Genomic DNA, 16325 nt, shown 5'->3' on the forward strand with positions numbered 1-16325 from the left:
GTACTGCTGCTCGACGAGCCCACCAACAACCTCGACCTTCAGGCCCGGCACAAGCTCTACGACGTGCTGTCGGACTTCACCGGCTGCCTGCTGCTGGTCAGCCACGACCGAGCGCTGCTCGACCGCATGGACCGCATCGCCGAGCTCGGCAGCGATGAACTGCGCTTCTACGGCGGCAACTTCACCGAGTACGAGGAGGCCGTGCGCGCCGAGCAGGAGGTCGCCGAGAAGAACGTCCGCAACGCCGAACAGGAACTCAAGCGCGAGAAGCGGGAGATGCAGCAGGCCCGCGAACGCGCCGAGCGCCGCATGAGCAACGCTTCCCGCAACCTCAAGAACGCCGGTCTGCCCAAGATCTTCGCCGGCAACATGAAGCGCGGCGCCCAGGAGGCCGCGGGCAAGTCCGGCCAGATGCACGCCTCCCGGGTCAGCGAGGCCAAGGCCCGCCTGGACGAGGCCGGACGTGCGCTGCGCGACGAGCAGCGCCTCACCCTGGAACTTCCCGACACCCAGGTGCCCGCCGGGCGCAACCTCTTCCTCAGCGAGGGGATGCAGGTCCGTCTCGAGGACAAGGACGTGTTCGCTCCGGGCGGGGTCGACCTGACCGTTCGCGGCCCCGAGCGCATCGCGCTGACCGGGCCCAACGGCGCCGGAAAGACCACCCTGATGCGGCTGATCACCGGCGAACTCGCCCCGGACAGCGGGGAGATCAAGCGCAACGACGGGCGGATCGCCTACCTCTCGCAGCGCCTGGACCTGCTGGACCTGGACCGCACCGTGGCGGAGAACTTCGCCGCGTTCGCCCCCGAGCGGCCCGAAGCGGAGCGGATGAACCTGCTCGCCCGCTTCCTCTTCCGGGGCGCGCGGGCACACCTGCCCATCAAAGTGCTCTCCGGCGGCGAACGTCTGCGCGCCACCCTGGCCTGCGTGCTGTGCGCCGAACCGGCCCCCCACCTGCTGCTGCTCGACGAGCCGACCAACAACCTCGACCTGGTCAGCGCGGGCCAGCTGGAGAGCGCGCTCAACTCCTACCAGGGCGCCTTCCTGGTGGTCAGCCACGACGAGCGGTTCCTCGCCGAGATCGGCGTGAACCGTTGGCTGCGGCTGGCCGACGGATCCCTCACGGAGACGGGAGCCCCCGCGGTGTGAGCCGCCGACGTGTGACGTGGCCCGCGTCCGAGGCGGCACGCCCCGCGGGCCGAACACCGATCACGTTGGACGGTTCCCCATGCCCCAGCCCCATCCGCAGCCTGCTCTGCTCGCCCACGACCTCGTCCGCACCCTGGGCGGCCGACGCGTCCTCGACGGCATCTCCCTGACCGCCTCCCCCGGCCACCGCATCGGCCTGATCGGGGAGAACGGCGTCGGCAAGTCCACCCTGCTGCGCGTCCTCGCCGGCGTGGACCAACCCGACGCGGGAAGCGTCACCCGCCCGGCCGACCTGGGCTTCCTGCACCAGGAGATGCTGTACGACGCCGACTCCACCATCGCCGCGGTGCTGGACGAGGCGCTGCGCGAGGCCCGCGAGGACCTCGCCGAGCTGGACCGGCTCGGCGAGGAACTCGCCAGCGCCCCGGAGGACAACCCCGGCCACCAGGAACTCCTCGACGCCTACGGCAGGCGCCTGGAGCAGGCCCAGGACCGGGAGTCCTGGGACGCCGACCGCCGCGCGGCTCTCGTGCTGGACGGCCTGGGCCTCGGCGCCTTCGGGCACGACCGCACGCTCGGCTCGCTCTCCGGCGGGCAGCGCGGCCGGCTGGCCCTGGCCGCCCTGCTCGTACGGCGGCCCTTGGCGCTGCTGCTGGACGAGCCGACCAACCACCTCGACGACGGCGCCGCCGCCTTCCTGGAGGAGCAGATCCGCGGCCTGCCCGGAACCGTGGTCGTCGCCAGCCACGACCGGGCGTTCCTCGACGCCGTCTGCACCGACCTGATCGACCTCGACCCCGCGGTGGACGGCCCGGTCTGCTACGGCGGCAACTACAGCGCCTACCTGTCGGAGAAGCACGCCGAGCGGGAGCGCTGGGAGCGGCGGTACGCCGAGGAGCAGGAGGAACTGACGGAGCTCAGGCACGCGGCGGGGGTGACCGCGCACCGGGTCGCGCCGAACCGCGGCCGCACCGACAACGAGAAGATGGGCTACGGGCACCGGGCCGGCCGGGTGCAGAACCAGATCTCCCGCCGGGTCCGCAACGCCACCCGGCGGCTTGAGGAACTCGAGCGCACCCAGGTCGCCGAGCCGCCGCGCCCGCTGCGGTTCGCAGCAGGGGAACTGGCCGCGCGTACCGAGGAGGGCCCGCGACCCCTGGTCTCCCTGCACGAGGTGCGGGTGCCCGGCCGGCTCGCACTGGACGGCCTGGAGGTGTCGGCGACGGACCGGCTGCTGATCACGGGCGGCAACGGGGCGGGCAAGTCGACGCTGCTCGCCGTGCTCGCCGGGCGTCTCCCGGCCGAGGGCGAGGTGCACCGGCGGCGCAGGCTGACGGTGGGGCTGCTCACCCAGGACACCGTGTTCGAGCGGCCCGACCGCACCGTCCGCGACACCTACGAGCTGTCGCTGGGCGCGCAGCGGGCCGAGAAGGTGCCGCTGGGCTCGCTCGGCCTGATGCACGAGGCGGACCTGGACAAACCGGTCGGGCAGCTGTCCGTGGGGCAACGTCGACGGCTCGCGCTGGCCCTTCTGGTGGCCCGCCCGCCCCAGCTGCTGCTGCTCGACGAGCCCACCAACCACCTCTCCCCGCGACTGTGCGACGAGCTGGAGGCCGCCCTGGGGCCGGGGCCCGGCGCGATCGTCGTCGCCAGCCACGACCGCTGGCTACGCCGACGCTGGCACGGCCGCGAACTCCGCCTGGAACCGGGACGCGGGCGACGGGAGGAAGCGGGCCCACACTCGTGGCCCACCCCCGCCCACGGCCCTGACCATCGCTGACCGAGCCCGGTGCCGTACGATCTCCAGCACTCTGGCACCAGGGAGAACCGTCTGGAGCGGTGACGCTTCTTGCATCCGGCGTAAGTCACCTGTCAAGATGGTGATGTGAATCTTGACCATGTATTCGTATGCGGGCACCCGGCTCTCGACTTCGCGGCCACCCTCCGGGCCCGGCGCTCGATCCGGTTCGAGATGTTCGTGACGCCGGAGCGGCTGAATGCCTGGTACTTGGAGTCCGGGCTGGTGGACACGATCACTCCCGGCGGGGAGGACGACGTCCGGGAGGCCACGACCGTACGCGAGGCCATCTACCGGCTCGTCACCAACCGCCGACTCGGCGAGGAGTTCGACCGGGAGGCGCTCGACGCGGTCAACGCCGCCGCGCGCAAGACTCCGGTGACGCCCCAGCTCACCCTGACCGGGCGGCTCACCGAGGCGACGCCCGAGCAGGCGCTGGCGACCGTCGCCCGGCAGGCGGTGGAGCTGCTCAGCGGCCCGGACGTCCCCCTGATGAAGGAGTGCGGCAACCCCGAGTGCACCCGGGTCTACATCGACCGTTCCCGGGGCATGCGGCGCCAGTGGTGCGGCATGGAGTCCTGCGGCAACAAGATCAAGGCCGCCGCGTACCGCGCCCGCAAGAAGTCCGCGCCCGCCGTGGCCGCACGCTGACCTCCTGACCTGGGCGGCGCGCGGTCCCGGCGAACGCGGGGCTCAGTCGGCGGCGAGGTCCTTGAGGGTCCCGCGGAACCTGTTCACCAGCATTCCCCGAGCCCAGCGCACCGGCGGCGGGAAGGCGGCGTACACGTGATCCCGGCCGGGGACGGGCTCGGGGTGCTCCAGTAGACCGAAGACCAGGTGCGGCCCACCCCGCCGTACACCGTCGGCCACCGCCTTGCGGAGCTCTAGGACGTCCTCGTCCAGAGGCTTGCGGAGCAGCCCCCTGAGCAGCGGTTCCACGACGGCGAAGTGCTCGGCCAGCCCGTCCCGGATCCGGCGGGAGGTGAGCGTCCCCTCCTTCATCGCGTGCCCCCAGCTCACCGATCCGCCGACCCGGCGCTCCTCGGCGATCCGCGCGATGCCGCTCTCCAGCTCGTCGAGCCCCTCGGCCAGCGAGTCGCCCTCCTCGCCCAGCAGGTCCAGACTGCGGACCGCTTCGGGGCACCGCTCCCGCAGCACCGGCCAGAGCAGCTCGTCCTCGCTGCGGCGGTGCCGACGTACGAAATCGACAAACCACTGCACGGTCGTCACCAGGGTCTTCGTGTCGACGGCCGCACCGCCCGCCAGCCCGGTGAAGGACCTGACGACGAGCTCGGCGCCCCGGGTCATGACGGCGTGGACGGCGAGGATTTCCCTGAAGAGAGGGGCGCCTTCCGTGACCGGCGCCTGCGTGGCGGACATCCGTGGACCTTTCTTCCCTGTTTCCCGCGCCCCCATGACGACATGTGTACGGCCCGCTCCCGCCACAGGGAGCGGGCCGTACCGGTCCAGCCGTTGGGATGAGGACCTGAACCCGCGGCCGTCCTTGGAGGATCCGTCTCCAGGGGCCGTTCACTGCAGGAACGGACGGGCCGACGGCAGTGGTTCACGACATGTGCGCGCTGGCGGCCGAGGGGGACTCTGGCCGCCAGTGCGGGGACGGGAACGGACCACGAGAGCGTGGCCGGACTCCGAATGTCCCGTCACGGCACCGCCGCCCGCGTGTCCAGACGGCAGAGCCTTCCATCTGGAGAGCGCAGCAACAGGCCGAAAGGTTCACCACAGCATGCGCATCCGGCCGTCACCTTCGAGGTGTCTCAGAGATACATGGCTCGATGACTGCGGTAGGCGAACGTGTCGCCCGAGCTGAGGATGGTCACGATCTCCTCGCAGAAGCGTCGGTACTCCTTCTCCTGCTCGGCCAGCAGGGTCACGGAGACGACGGATCCCTGGGGCACGACGGGCCGCAGGGTGCCCAGAAGGCCTTGCGGGGGCGGCAGCAGCAGCACTTCCATGACGCGTCGGAAGACATCGGTGAGACTCTCCTCCCGATCCGGCGGTTCGGCACACGCCTGCTCCGGCACCGGACGCCAGACCTTGTCGGCCTCGACGAACAGGTCGAGGCAGGCCGCCAGGTGTCCGAGATCGACCTCGGTCAGCTCGATCGGGTACAGACTCGTCAGCTGGTCGCCGCGCACGCTGTGCATGGTGTACCGCTCGGCCGGAGCGGGGTCGGCGGACGCTTCTTCGCCGTGCCACCGGGACCACAAAGACAGCTTCAGCAGCACCTGCACCCAGCTGTCGTAGGCATCCTAGACGATCCGCTCGTCGGACTCCAGGCCCGCGCTGTGCAGTCGGTAGAGGTGGCGGAGAAGCGGTTCTTCGAGGCTCTGGAACTTCGCGAAGAACACGGGATCGTCAGGGACCAGGGCGTACAAGGGCTCCTCCTCTCACCGGCTTGGCGGCTCGAAGCCGAGCGCGGTACGGCCGTCGCGCGGGACACGTGTGCACCGCCTGGCGTCACCGCTCGGACCGGTCCGCCGGTGAGCAGGCTCCCACAGCACTCGCCCAGCCGGCAGGAGCCTGTCATGAAAGCGAACGGAACAGGCCACCGCGGGGTTCACCGGGCGCGCCCTGCCACGTCACTCCCGCGAGTAACCACCTTGACAGGTGACGAAATCTCATGAAACCATCGTCACCTGTCAAGGTGGTTACTTCTCTTCTTTCGGAGGCGCCCATGTCGGTCGTGCGACGCGCTTGCGGACGCGGCAGGAGTGCAGAGTCGGCTGACGGATCCGCCGACTGCCGCCGGCTGCCAGTCTCGGCGCGGCACTCGACACCCTGGGGAGTCATCCCGGCCGCGACTGCTCAGCAGAGACGGTTCCACCCGGACACCACCGCCGCGATGACACACCTCGAGCCCTTCTCCGCTGCGCACACGTGTCACGAATCGTGGCTACACTTCGCGGTCTTGGCCGCAAGCCCCTCGGGCGAAGACGGCTTGGGTCCCCCGGCGGCGCGGTGACGACAGGCGATCAACAGCACCTCATGAGAAATGGCGAGGCCAGCCGCGAGATGGACGCGACAGTGCGCTACTCAATCCTCGGTACCGTGCGGGCGATGCGCGGGGACACCGAGATCGACCTGGGCCCTCCGAAGCGACTGGCCCTGCTCGCCCTGCTGCTGCTCCGTGCCCCCGGCCCGCTCACCCTGAGCGAGGCGGTCGACATCCTGTGGGACGAGGAACCGCCGGTCAGCGCCGTCAACGTGGTGCACCGGCACATCGGCGCACTGCGCAGGACACTCGAACCCGAACTGCGCAGTCGTACCCACGCCGAACACCTCGTCCGCGCCTCCGACGGCTACCGCCTGCTGGTCGACACCTCGACCTCGGATCTGCTGCGCTTCCGCGACCTGCGCGCCCAGGCGCAGCTCGCGGTCAGGGGCGGCGCTCCCGCACAGGCCGCGGAGGACTTCGTCGAAGCCCTCCGGCTGTGGCGCGGTCCCGTCGTCGCCGCTGGCACCTCGGTGGCCCGGCATCCGGTGTTCACCTCGGTCGGCCACGAGTTCGTCGCGACGGTGAAGGAGGCCGCCGACGCCGTCCTGACCGCGGCACCCGCGCTGACGGAGGAGGTGCTCACGATGCTGCGGCGCGCCGTGGAGAGCCACCCTTTCGACGAGGCACTCCACTCCCGGGTGATCGCCGCCCTGGCCGCCACCGGCCGACAGGCAGAGGCCCTGCAACAGTTCGAGACCATCCGGGACGCGCTGGCCGAGGAACTGGGCGTCGAGCCCGGTCCCGAACTGCGCGCCGCCCAGCAGCACCTGCTCCAGCGCAGGGTCTCCCGGGCCCCGGACACTCCCCCACCCCGTCCCACGGAAGCCGAAAGGCCGGCCCAACTGCCCGCGGACTGCGCCTCCTTCGCCGGCCGTCGGCAGACGCTGAGCCAGTGCCTGGAGCTGCTGCCGCTCAAGGGCGAGAGCCGGCCTCCCACGATGACCGCGGCCATCTGCGGCATGGCGGGAGTGGGCAAGACGACACTGGCCGTGCACTGGGGCCACATGGTCGCCGACCACTTCCCCGACGGGCAGATCTACGTCGACCTCCAGGGCCACCACCCCTCCCGCCCCCCGCTCGACCCGGCCGAGGCCATCGCCGAGGTGCTCGGCGCGCTGGGCGTGGAGCACGACCGTTCGCACTCGAGCGCCGCCGCACTCGCCGCCGCCTACCGCAGTGCCCTGGACGGGCACCGGCTGCTCCTCGTCCTGGACGACGCCGAGGACAGCGAGCAGGTACGTCCCCTGCTCCCCGCCACGCCGGGCTGCCTCGCGATCGTCACGAGCCGACGGCGGCTGGAGGGCCTGGCCGTCACGGACAACGCCCGGATCATCACGCTGGATCCCATGACCCGCGAGGAGGGTCTCGAACTGCTCGACCGGCGCCTGGGCACCGACCGGATCAGAGCCGAGCACGAGGCCGCGGAGGAGATCGTGGAGCTGTGCGGCGGGCTGCCGCTGGCGCTGGCCGTCGCCGGCACCCGGGCACTGGTGCAGCCGCAGTTCCCACTGGCCTCGCTCGCGGCCAGGCTCCAGGACGCCGACGACTGTCTCGACGCTCTGTCCAGCCGCGACGCCCGCACCAACATCCGCAGTTCGTTCCACCGCTCTTACGAAGCGCTCAGCAGCAGTGCCGCGCGGCTGTTCCGGCTGCTCGGCCTGCATCCCACGCGTGACATCACCCTGCCGGCCGCCGCCAGCCTGACCGGCACCGACCCGCGCAGCACCCGGCAGGACGTGGCCGAGCTGATGGACCACCACCTGCTCGTCGAACTGACCGCCGGCCGGTACACCTGTCACGAACTGCTGCGCGCCTACGCGAGGGAGCTCAGCTCGCTCCTGGATTCCCCGACCGTGCGGTCCGAGGCGCTGGCCAGGATGTTCGAGCACTATCTGTACAGCGCCAACGCCGCCACGGCGTTGCTCGCGCCGCACTGCGGCACCGTGATCCTGCCGCCGCCGAGACCGGGGGTCCGGCCCCAGGAGTTCGGCGAACGCGCGGACGCCGCCGAGTGGATCGTCGCCGAGCAGTACCTGCTGCCGGAGCTCGTCCGCGCCATCGGCCACGACCCCCGCGGCGAGACGTTCCGACGCCAACTGACCTCAGCGCTGGAGATGTGTCTGCACTCGACCGGTTTCTAAGCGGCCTCTGCCTCTGACCCTACGACGCTCCGCAGCTTGCGCAGGGCGTTGTGGTGACGGCTCTTGACGGTGCCGGCCGGGATGCCGAGGATGCCGGCGGTTTCCTGAATGCTGCGGTCGCATAGGTATATGTGGACCAGCACGGCGCGGTGATCGGGAGACAGCCGACGCAGTAAGGGCCTGGCCACCAGGGTGTCGTGCACCACCTCGGTGCCGTCGGTACCCGACACGGGGTCGTTATAGGTGACTCCGACGACCTCCCTTCGGGCATGGGGTTTGCGCACCCAGTCGATGACCAAGTGCCGGGTCACGGTGAACAGCCAGCCGCGGACCGACCCCTCCATCCCTAGCAGTCTGTCGACGTTCCGCCAGGCCCGGATGATGGTCTCCTGGACGATGTCCTCGGCGAGTCCGTGGTCACCCAGCATCTTCTCGGCGTACGAGACAAGACCGTCCCGGTGTTCCCTCATGATGGTGCCGAGCAGATCGGACCGGGACATAGTCGTGAGGGGCGTAGCCATAGTGTTCTGAACCATCCTGGTTCTCTGTCGTGCGGCGACGGGGGCCTGATGTAACCCCCGCGTGCGCACTTTAGGCAGCGGCAAGTGCCAGAAACATGCCGCATTTGTGTCGCCGTAGTGCCGCGGCCCTCGACCGGCGAACACATATGCTCGCGAGGTGCTCGTCCGGCGCCGGAGAACCCCTTCTCACCAGGTACTTTTCCACCCGAGGCACCGATTCCCGCTATGACGCACTCCAAACGGATGCAGCATGTGAGTTGTATGTCACGTGTGCCTAGCCGCCTTGACCCCGACAGAGGGTGTGCGGCTCCATGGCCCGAAACTACGTATGTGACACTGTCGCATGTTCCATGCGAGACAGTGAAAGGTATGACACATTGCGTAAGAACCTGCTGCGACTGGGAGTGACCATGGCTGCCGCCGCCGGTCTGTCCCTCGGCGCGGGCACCGCGTTCGCCACCCCGGCCGGTCCGGGTGTGACGGGCAAGATCATCTCCCAGACCACGTTCGGCGGGAAGGACTACATCCTCCGCCAGGTCACCATTCCCCCGGGCCAGAGCACAGGCTGGCACTACCACGACGGAACCCTCTACGGCTTCGTCCAGCAGGGCACGCTCAGCCACTTCGACTCGGACTGCGAGTCCGACGGCGTCTACAAGGCAGGCAGCGGCCTCACCGAGCCGTCCGGCGCGGACCACGTGCACATCGGCCGCAACCTCGGCACGACCGACGTCGTCCTCGACGTCCTGTACGTCCTGCCGCACGGCGCCGCGCTGTCGGAGGACGCCCCCAACCCGGGCTGCGACTTCCAGTAGGTCCCCGGCCCCTGCGCAGCACATGACGAGCCCGCCACGGCGACACACCGTGGCGGGCTCCTCGCACGGTGGGGCCCCGAGGCCCCCTCACATGTCGGTGGGCGACCAGGAATGGAACACCGCGGCCTGGCCGTGGATCCGCCCGCGGGTGTCCATCAGGTCCCACATGGTCACGTCCTCGATCCAGAAGGCCCGGCCGCTCTTGCCGACGCGTATCCCCCGGTAGCCGGTGGCGTAGTGGTGGGCCGTCACGGCGCGCACGAAGGCCTCCCGATCCTCCTGGCCGTCGGGGCGCGCCGACAGCCGGGACGGCAGGCCGACGAACTCGTCCCAGGAGTAGCCGAAGCAGTTCTGCGCCGTGCAGTTGGCGTAGACGAAGCGCGGGTCGGCGGACGTGTCGTGCGCCAACAGCCCGAACGGGGCCTGCTCGTACAGCCACCGCGCGGCATCCCGTCCACTCTCCCACACCGCCGGACACAACGGCTCGCCCACCAGCCGTAGATGGCTGGAGAGCAGCAGCTCGGCGAAGGCGGGGCTGGTGGGCCGCACGGGCAGGGTCATCGGCGTGGCGCCGTCGTCAAAGGATGTCATCACCGTTCACATGTTTCTTCGTTCGGCAGGGCCGAGGGTTTCGTCATCGTCAAGGGCCTTGACAGGGAAGCGTCCGCCACAACAGCCTATGGCAACGTTGTCAGATCGCGGGGGCCGCCCCGTACCGGCAACATGCACCGCCTCTCACTCACCCCCTGTGATTGGACGACTACACATGGCCGATCAGTCGTGTCCCTCACGACACCCCTCCCGGCGCACCGTCGTCGCGACCGGCTCGACGCTACTGGCCGGATTCGGCCTCGGCATGGTCTTCGTGCCGGCCGCCGACGCCGCCGCCCGGACCGCGGGCACGACCGGCACCGGCTCATCCTCCGCACCGGGTGAGATTGCCGCCTACCGCCCGGTCCGGGTCTCCTCGCAGGCCTACGCGCCCGCCCCCGCCGAGTTCGTGGTGGACGCGATCCCGGCGCAGGGGGTGCGCGGCACCGGATGGCGCGCCGAGGCGGGCGACCCGCAGTGGATCGAGGTCGACCTCCAGGCGGACTGCCGCGTCGACCGGATCCGGCTGACCTTCGAGGCCAACGCAAGCGATCCCGTGTTCACCCCGCCGACCAGCGGAAACCCGCGCCAGGGCACCACCGGTAAGGAGCTCCTCTCCAGCTACGCCAGGGAGTTCGTCCTGGAGACGTCCCGCAACCGCGACTCCTGGACCAGCGTGTACCGCACCTCGGCCGGCACCGGCGGCGTGGTGGACATCCCGCTGCCAAAGCCCGTCACGGCCCGCTGGGTACGGATGACGGCCCACCAGCGCTCCAGCCCCAACCCCCTCGGCCTCAACGGCTTCGAGGTGTACGGCACCGCTCCCGGCCACCGCCCGAAGGCCACCGGCTGGACCGACTGGGGCACCCACCACGGCAACGCCCCGCGGCTCACGGTCGCCGCCGACGGCACGGTGCCGCTGGAGTCGGGCTGGACGCTCACCCTGGACGACTGGGCGGACGGCGACGGCACGGCCCTCTCGCAGACCGGCGTGGACACCAGCCGCTGGCTGCCCGCGACCGTGCCCGGCACCGTCCTGGGCTCCCTCGTCGACCAGGGCAAGCTGCCCGACCCGGTCGCGGGACTGAACAACCTGCGTGTCCCCGAGGCGCTGTCCCGCCACTCCTGGTGGTACAGGCGGGACTTCGACCTGCCCCGCGGCCTGCGCACCGGCCAAGGGCGGCATCTCTGGCTGGAGTTCGACGGTGTCAACCACAAGGCCGAGATCTGGCTCAACGGACACGGAGTGGGCGAGGTGACGTTCCCCTTCGCCCGCTCCGCCCACGACATCACCGAACTCCTGGCCGCCGAGGGCGGCAACGCGCTCGCCGTGAGGATCTCCCCCATGCCGGTGCCCGGCAGCCCCGGCGACAAGGGACCGGCGGGCGAGGCCTGGGTGGACGCCGGAGCCAACACGATGAACCTCAACTCACCGACGTACCTCGCCTCTTCGGGATGGGACTGGATGCCGGCCGTCCGCGACCGCGCAGCCGGCATCTGGAACCACGTACGGCTGAGATCGACCGGCCACATCGTGATCGGCGACCCGCGGGTCGACACGGTTCTGCCCGCGCTGCCGGACCTGTCGGTCGCCGAGCTCACCCTGACCGTCCCGGTGCGCAACGCCGACTCCACCGACCACGAGGCCACCGTCTCCGCCTCGTTCGGCGACGTCCGCGTCTCGCGCACGGTCACCGTCCCGGCCGGCGGCGACATCGATGTCATCTTCACCCCTGACGCGTTCAGCGCCCTGCGGGTGAAGAACCCCGAGCTGTGGTGGCCCAACGGCCTGGGCGAGCCCACCCTGCACGACCTGACCCTGGTCGCCCGGACCGGTGGCGCCGAGAGCGACCGGCGCACCACCCGTTTCGGCATACGGCAGTTCGGCTACGAGTACGACACCCCGCTGAAGTTCACACCTTCCTCCGACGCCTACACCCAGACCGTCCCGCTCGGTGACCGGCGCGCCCGCCACGTCCGCGTCCGCTGTCTCACCCGGGCCACCAGCTGGGGCAGTTCGCTGTGGGCACTGTCGGTGTTCGACAGCGCCCACCCCGGCACCGACCTCGCCCTGCACGCCCCGGCCGAGGCCTCCAGCACCGACGAGGACGGCCACTGTGCCGTCAGCGTTACCGACGGCGACTCGAACACCCGCTGGTCCTCCGCCTTCGCCGACGACCAGTGGATCCGCGTCGACCTCGGCTCGGTGCAGTCCTTCGACCGGGTCGACCTGGTATGGGAGCAGGCCTACGCGCGGACCTTCGTCGTGCAGGTCTCCGCGGACGGCGAGCAGTGGACGGACGCCGCGTCCGTGGACAACAGGGCCGTACCGCTGCCCTTCAACAGCGGCGACGCCAGCCTGCGGGTGACCGACTTCGAGGCCCGTACGGCCCGTTACGTCCGTCTGTCCTGCGGCCTCCGCAACACCAGCTGGGGCAACTCCCTGTGGTCCCTCGCCGTCATCGACAGCGCCGAGCCGGGCACCGACCTCGCACTGCACCAGCAGGCGACCGCCTCCAGCGAGGAGGACGGCCGCCCGGCCGCCCACGCCACCGACGGCGACCCCGGCACCCGCTGGTCCTCCGCCTACGAGGACCACCAGTGGCTCCAGGTCGACCTCGGCTCCGCCCTGCGCTTCGACCGGGTCGCGGTCCTGTGGGAGCAGGCGTACCCGAAGACGTACTCCATCCAGGTCTCCGACGACGGTGACACCTGGACCGATGTCACGACCGTCTCCAACACCCCCGACCCGCTGAAGATCAGCGTCAACGGTGTGCGGGTGCTGGTGCGCGGTGGCAACTGGGGTTGGGACGAGCTGCTGCGCCGGATGCCCGCCGAGCGGATGGACGCGGCGGTGCGGATGCACCGGGCCATGAACTTCACGATGATCCGCAACTGGGTCGGCAGCAGCAACCGCGAGGAGTTCTACGCCGCCTGCGACGCGCACGGCATCCTGGTGTGGAACGACTTCCCCAACGCCTGGAGCATGGACCCGCCGGACCACGAGGCGTTCCTGTCCGTGGCCCGCGACACCGTGCTGCGCTATCGCATCCACCCCTGCGTGGCGGTGTGGTGCGGCGCCAACGAGGGCAACCCGCCGGCCGCGGTCGACGAGGGCATGAGTGAGGCGGTCGAGAGCCAGGTGCCGGGGGTGCTCTACCAGAACAACTCGGCCGGCGGCATCGTCACCGGTGGCGGCCCCTACGGCTGGGTCGAGCCGGAGCGCTACTTCGATCCGTCGACGTACGGCAGCAAGGACTTCGGCTTCCACACCGAGATCGGCATGCCCGTCGTCTCCACCGCCGCCAGCACCCGCGCCATGGTGGGCGACGACGGGCCGGAGTGGCCGGTCGGCGGTGCCTGGTACCACCACGACTGGAGCGAGCGCGGCAACCAGGCGCCGCAGAACTACAAAACCGCCATCGAGACCCGCCTCGGCACCGCCCGCGACCTGGACGACTTCACGCGCAAGGCGCAGTTCGTCAACTACGAGAACTTCCGCGCCATGTTCGAGGCCTGGAACGCCAACCTGTGGGACAACGCCAGCGGGTTGATGCTGTGGATGTCCCACCCGGCCTGGCACAGCACGGTCTGGCAGACCTACGACTACGACTTCGACGTCAACGGCGCCTACTTCGGCTGCCGGAGCGCCTGCGAACCCCTGCACGTCCAGGCCGACCCGGTGAAGTGGCAGGTCATCGCGGTCAACCACACCCGTAAGGCGCTCAAGCGCGCGACGGTCACGGCGGAGACGTACGACCTGTCCGGCCGCCGGATCGCCGACACCCGGCAGGCGCGCGTGGACGTGGACCCCGCGACCTCGGCGACGGCGTTCACCGCTGCCCCCGCGGACGACCTGCCGGACCTGCACCTGCTGCGGCTGACCCTCACGGACGACAGGGGCCAGGTCCTGTCGCGCAACACCTACTGGCGCTGCCGCACCCCCGAGGCGCTGCGCGCTCTCGACCAGGTCCAGCAGGCCAGGCTGTCGGCCTCCCTCACACAGGTGTCGCGCGACGGGGACCGGCGTACAGCGACCGCCACGGTCCGCAACCGGGGGTCCATGGTCGCCGCGATGGTCCGGCTCTCCCTGCTGGGCGAGGACGGCGCCCGCGTCCTGCCGACTCTCTACGACGACAACTATCTGTGGCTGCTGCCCGGTGAGACACGCACGGTCACACTGTCGTGGCCCGCGTCCGCCCTGCCCTCGGGCCGGCCCAAGCTGCGGGCCGAGGGGTACAACACTCCCCCGGTCACGGTGCGCGGCTGAGCCGTACCGGGAGAGGCCGGGGGCCGTTGCCTCCGTATCGGCGGCACCGGCCCCCGTGCGTGTGTCACACGCTGCGCTCGTAACTGGCCCACGCGATGTGCGACTCGTGCAGAGTCACGACCACCTCACGGATCCCCCGGCCGCGCTCCCCCAGCGTCCCCGCGTGGATCGCCTCGACCAGGCGGTCGGCGATCACCTTGGCCAGGTACTCCGTCGAGGTGTTGATCCGGTGGAACCGCTCCTCGTCGTCGAGGTTGCGGTAGTTGAACTCGCCGATCACCTTGCCGAGTTCCGCGGTGGCCAGACCGATGTCGACGACGATGTTGTCGTCGTCCAGCTCCGGGCGCCGGAACGTCGCGTCCACGACGAACGTCGCGCCATGCAGCCGCTGGGCCGGGCCGAAGACCTCGCCGCGGAAGCTGTGGGCGACCATCATGTGGTCACGTACGGTGATGCTGAACAAGAGTCCTCCAAATGGGGGTGTGCGCTCGGCACGGAGCATAACCGGCGCACATGTGAACCAAGTGTGCGGTCCCCTCGTGTCCTTCATGTGTCGGAAGGCCCTGGGCCGGGTCGCCCTCCGGCACACCCGTCCTCTTCCCCTTTCGGGGACATGCGGCGAGGATGTGCGTGCCGCCTGCGGGTGGCTGCACCGGCAGAGGAGGACGATGGAGACGTCACCGGGAAGTCGTCTGGAGCAGGTCCTTGCCGATTTCGCCGAGCGGTACGGAACTCTGTCCAGGGCCCGGGAACAGATGAGGGCGCTGTCGGTGACGGCGCGTTCCAGGGACGGCGTCGTGGAGGTCACCGTGGGTGCCAACGGCCACGCGGCGTGGATCCGCTTCGTCGACAATCGGTTCCGCGGGATGGCCGCCCCACAGCTGGGCGACAGTGTCCTGGAGGCTCTGACGACGGCCCGGGCCGAGGTCGCGGCCAGGGCGGCCGCCGTGATGACGGCCGCGAACCTCCTGCCGGCGTTGCCCGCGCAACCCGTGCCCGGAGGCGAGCCGACGAGGTCACGGCCGCAGGGGCCGCTGTGGGGCCGTAGGCCCTCGCTGGACACTCCCCTGCCGCCGGAGCTGCGCGAGGCCGTCATGGCGCTGAGAGACTCCGTGTGCGAGCCATGAGCGACTCCTGCCGGCCCTCGATGTGCGGGTGTGCGGGGGTGCCGGAACAGCCGGGGAGAGGTGCGGGCATGGCCGCCGGGCCCGCCTGACGGCATTCCGTCCGGGCCATCGGATGTGTTCAGGGCTGAGGGCAGACACACAGGTTTGGCCACTCACACGTTACTCTGTGGCTGGAGAAATCCCACAGCGAAATGTGCCGGTCTCCGCCGGGTGTCCTAGGCGTGCGTCCCACTTTCGTGTTCCTCGATTCTTTGTCACTCTCCGAGCAGGAGTCACACATATGACCAACTTCCCCTCTCCGCCGCCGGTCCCCCAGGACCGTCAGTTCGTTCTCGGCCAGCATCTGCGCCTGTCGGTCCTCGCCTCCGGGGAGGAGACCGAGGGCCGGCACGACGTGTCCGATGTCATCCTGCCCCCGGGCGCCGGGACGCCGCTGCATCTGCACACCGGCTACGAGGAGCGCATCTGGGTCGTCTCCGGCTCGCTGACGGTCTGGGCGGGCTCGGACGCCTTCACCCTGCGGTCCGGGGACTTCTACGCCATCAAGATGAACACGCCCCACACCATCAAGGCGGGGGACGACGGTGCGCGCACCCTCGCCATCACCTCTCCCGCCAGGTTCGCGGAGCTCATCAGCCGCACCGGTACCCCCGCGCACCTGGCCACCACCGAGACCGAGTGGGACATGGGGCTGTTCCAGGCCGTCACCGAGGAGTTCGGCGACGTCATCCTCGGCCCGCCCGGAGCCACTCCGGCCGATCTCCAGCGCGACACCAAGTGACACGACCGGACCTGCACTGCGGGGTGTGACGACGGCGCCCGTCCGGTCACCCTCCGCGCTCAGGTAGCCGCTTCCCGCGCCGCGCGCCGACGGCGCGCGGCGCGAAGGAAGGGCCC

Annotated in this window: 14 protein-coding genes; 8 read left to right on the top strand and 6 right to left on the bottom strand. The window is 70.4% G+C overall.

Annotated elements, in window-relative coordinates; translation table 11 throughout:
* The 3 genes from ACTWQJ_RS01890 to ACTWQJ_RS01900 all read left to right on the top strand — a co-directional run.
* Positions 1 to 1149 (top strand): ATP-binding cassette domain-containing protein (locus ACTWQJ_RS01890; protein WP_443304855.1); only part of this gene is annotated, 1149 nt, incomplete at its 5' end.
* A gap of 79 nt (positions 1150 to 1228) precedes the next feature.
* Positions 1229 to 2929: an ABC-F family ATP-binding cassette domain-containing protein gene (locus ACTWQJ_RS01895; protein WP_443304856.1), complete on the top strand. Its 1701-nt coding sequence runs from the start codon at positions 1229 to 1231 to the stop codon at positions 2927 to 2929.
* 105 nt (positions 2930 to 3034) lie between these two features.
* The gene (locus tag ACTWQJ_RS01900) at positions 3035 to 3598 is read left to right on the top strand and encodes a CGNR zinc finger domain-containing protein (RefSeq protein WP_443304857.1); all 564 of its coding nucleotides are present in this window, start codon (positions 3035 to 3037) and stop codon (positions 3596 to 3598) included.
* Positions 3599 to 3640: 42 nt separating this feature from the next.
* Here the strand turns inward: ACTWQJ_RS01900 and ACTWQJ_RS01905 are convergent, their stop codons facing one another.
* From ACTWQJ_RS01905 to ACTWQJ_RS01915, 3 genes are all read right to left on the bottom strand, one after another.
* Positions 3641 to 4327 (bottom strand): hemerythrin domain-containing protein, encoded by a 687-nt coding sequence (locus ACTWQJ_RS01905; RefSeq protein WP_443304858.1) that lies wholly within the window; start codon positions 4325 to 4327, stop codon positions 3641 to 3643.
* A 395-nt stretch (positions 4328 to 4722) separates the two neighbouring features.
* Positions 4723 to 5199, bottom strand: coding sequence for a hypothetical protein (locus ACTWQJ_RS01910; protein ID WP_443304859.1), 477 nt, complete (start codon positions 5197 to 5199; stop codon positions 4723 to 4725).
* 18 nt (positions 5200 to 5217) lie between these two features.
* Positions 5218 to 5343, bottom strand: a complete 126-nt coding sequence (locus ACTWQJ_RS01915; RefSeq protein WP_443304860.1) for a hypothetical protein — start codon at positions 5341 to 5343, stop codon at positions 5218 to 5220.
* A 682-nt stretch (positions 5344 to 6025) separates the two neighbouring features.
* On the opposite strand from ACTWQJ_RS01915, the gene ACTWQJ_RS01920 reads away from it, so the two are divergent.
* On the top strand, positions 6026 to 8104 hold the full coding sequence (locus ACTWQJ_RS01920; RefSeq protein WP_443304861.1) for a BTAD domain-containing putative transcriptional regulator: 2079 nt from the start codon (positions 6026 to 6028) through the stop codon (positions 8102 to 8104).
* On the opposite strand, the gene ACTWQJ_RS01925 is transcribed toward ACTWQJ_RS01920, so the two are convergent.
* Positions 8101 to 8625, bottom strand: a complete 525-nt coding sequence (locus tag ACTWQJ_RS01925; protein WP_443304862.1) for a sigma-70 family RNA polymerase sigma factor — start codon at positions 8623 to 8625, stop codon at positions 8101 to 8103. The two genes, ACTWQJ_RS01920 and ACTWQJ_RS01925, sit on opposite strands and share 4 nt — an antisense overlap.
* Before the next feature lie 410 nt (positions 8626 to 9035).
* On the opposite strand from ACTWQJ_RS01925, the gene ACTWQJ_RS01930 reads away from it, so the two are divergent.
* Positions 9036 to 9440 carry a cupin domain-containing protein gene (locus ACTWQJ_RS01930; RefSeq protein WP_385273574.1) on the top strand — a complete coding sequence of 135 codons (405 nt, stop codon included), beginning with the start codon at positions 9036 to 9038 and terminating at the stop codon, positions 9438 to 9440.
* Between the two features lie 87 nt (positions 9441 to 9527).
* Here ACTWQJ_RS01930 and ACTWQJ_RS01935 read toward each other — a convergent pair whose 3' ends face one another.
* Positions 9528 to 10031 carry an MEKHLA domain-containing protein gene (locus ACTWQJ_RS01935; protein WP_443304863.1) on the bottom strand — a complete coding sequence of 168 codons (504 nt, stop codon included), beginning with the start codon at positions 10029 to 10031 and terminating at the stop codon, positions 9528 to 9530.
* A gap of 175 nt (positions 10032 to 10206) precedes the next feature.
* On the opposite strand from ACTWQJ_RS01935, the gene ACTWQJ_RS01940 reads away from it, so the two are divergent.
* Positions 10207 to 14301, top strand: a complete 4095-nt coding sequence (locus ACTWQJ_RS01940; RefSeq protein WP_443304864.1) for a discoidin domain-containing protein — start codon at positions 10207 to 10209, stop codon at positions 14299 to 14301.
* 64 nt (positions 14302 to 14365) lie between these two features.
* Here ACTWQJ_RS01940 and ACTWQJ_RS01945 read toward each other — a convergent pair whose 3' ends face one another.
* Positions 14366 to 14764, bottom strand: a complete 399-nt coding sequence (locus tag ACTWQJ_RS01945) for a 6-pyruvoyl trahydropterin synthase family protein (RefSeq protein ID WP_443304865.1) — start codon at positions 14762 to 14764, stop codon at positions 14366 to 14368.
* 205 nt (positions 14765 to 14969) lie between these two features.
* Here ACTWQJ_RS01945 and ACTWQJ_RS01950 point away from each other — a divergent pair, with 205 nt between their 5' ends.
* Positions 14970 to 15428, top strand: a complete 459-nt coding sequence (locus tag ACTWQJ_RS01950) for a YbaB/EbfC family nucleoid-associated protein (protein WP_443304867.1) — start codon at positions 14970 to 14972, stop codon at positions 15426 to 15428.
* A gap of 280 nt (positions 15429 to 15708) precedes the next feature.
* Entirely contained in the window at positions 15709 to 16209 is a 501-nt protein-coding gene (locus tag ACTWQJ_RS01955) for a cupin domain-containing protein (RefSeq protein WP_224740098.1), read from the top strand.
* The last annotated feature ends 116 nt before the right edge of the window (positions 16210 to 16325 follow it).

Origin of the sequence: Streptomyces sp. KR55 (assembly GCF_052245645.1) — a bacterium.
Classification (GTDB): Bacteria; Actinomycetota; Actinomycetes; order Streptomycetales; family Streptomycetaceae; genus Streptomyces; species Streptomyces flavusporus.

Excerpts from the sequence above, each read along its gene's own strand:
- ACTWQJ_RS01895 (WP_443304856.1), top strand. The coding sequence starts at position 1,229 with ATGCCCCAGCCCCATCCGCAGCCTGCTCTGCTCGCCCACGACCTCGTC.
- ACTWQJ_RS01905 (WP_443304858.1), bottom strand. The coding sequence starts at position 4,327 with ATGTCCGCCACGCAGGCGCCGGTCACGGAAGGCGCCCCTCTCTTCAGG.
- ACTWQJ_RS01920 (WP_443304861.1), top strand. The coding sequence starts at position 6,026 with ATGCGCGGGGACACCGAGATCGACCTGGGCCCTCCGAAGCGACTGGCC.
- ACTWQJ_RS01925 (WP_443304862.1), bottom strand. The coding sequence starts at position 8,625 with ATGGCTACGCCCCTCACGACTATGTCCCGGTCCGATCTGCTCGGCACC.
- ACTWQJ_RS01930 (WP_385273574.1), top strand. The coding sequence starts at position 9,036 with ATGGCTGCCGCCGCCGGTCTGTCCCTCGGCGCGGGCACCGCGTTCGCC.
- ACTWQJ_RS01935 (WP_443304863.1), bottom strand. The coding sequence starts at position 10,031 with ATGACATCCTTTGACGACGGCGCCACGCCGATGACCCTGCCCGTGCGG.
- ACTWQJ_RS01940 (WP_443304864.1), top strand. The coding sequence starts at position 10,207 with ATGGCCGATCAGTCGTGTCCCTCACGACACCCCTCCCGGCGCACCGTC.
- ACTWQJ_RS01950 (WP_443304867.1), top strand. The coding sequence starts at position 14,970 with ATGGAGACGTCACCGGGAAGTCGTCTGGAGCAGGTCCTTGCCGATTTC.
- ACTWQJ_RS01955 (WP_224740098.1), top strand. The coding sequence starts at position 15,709 with ATGACCAACTTCCCCTCTCCGCCGCCGGTCCCCCAGGACCGTCAGTTC.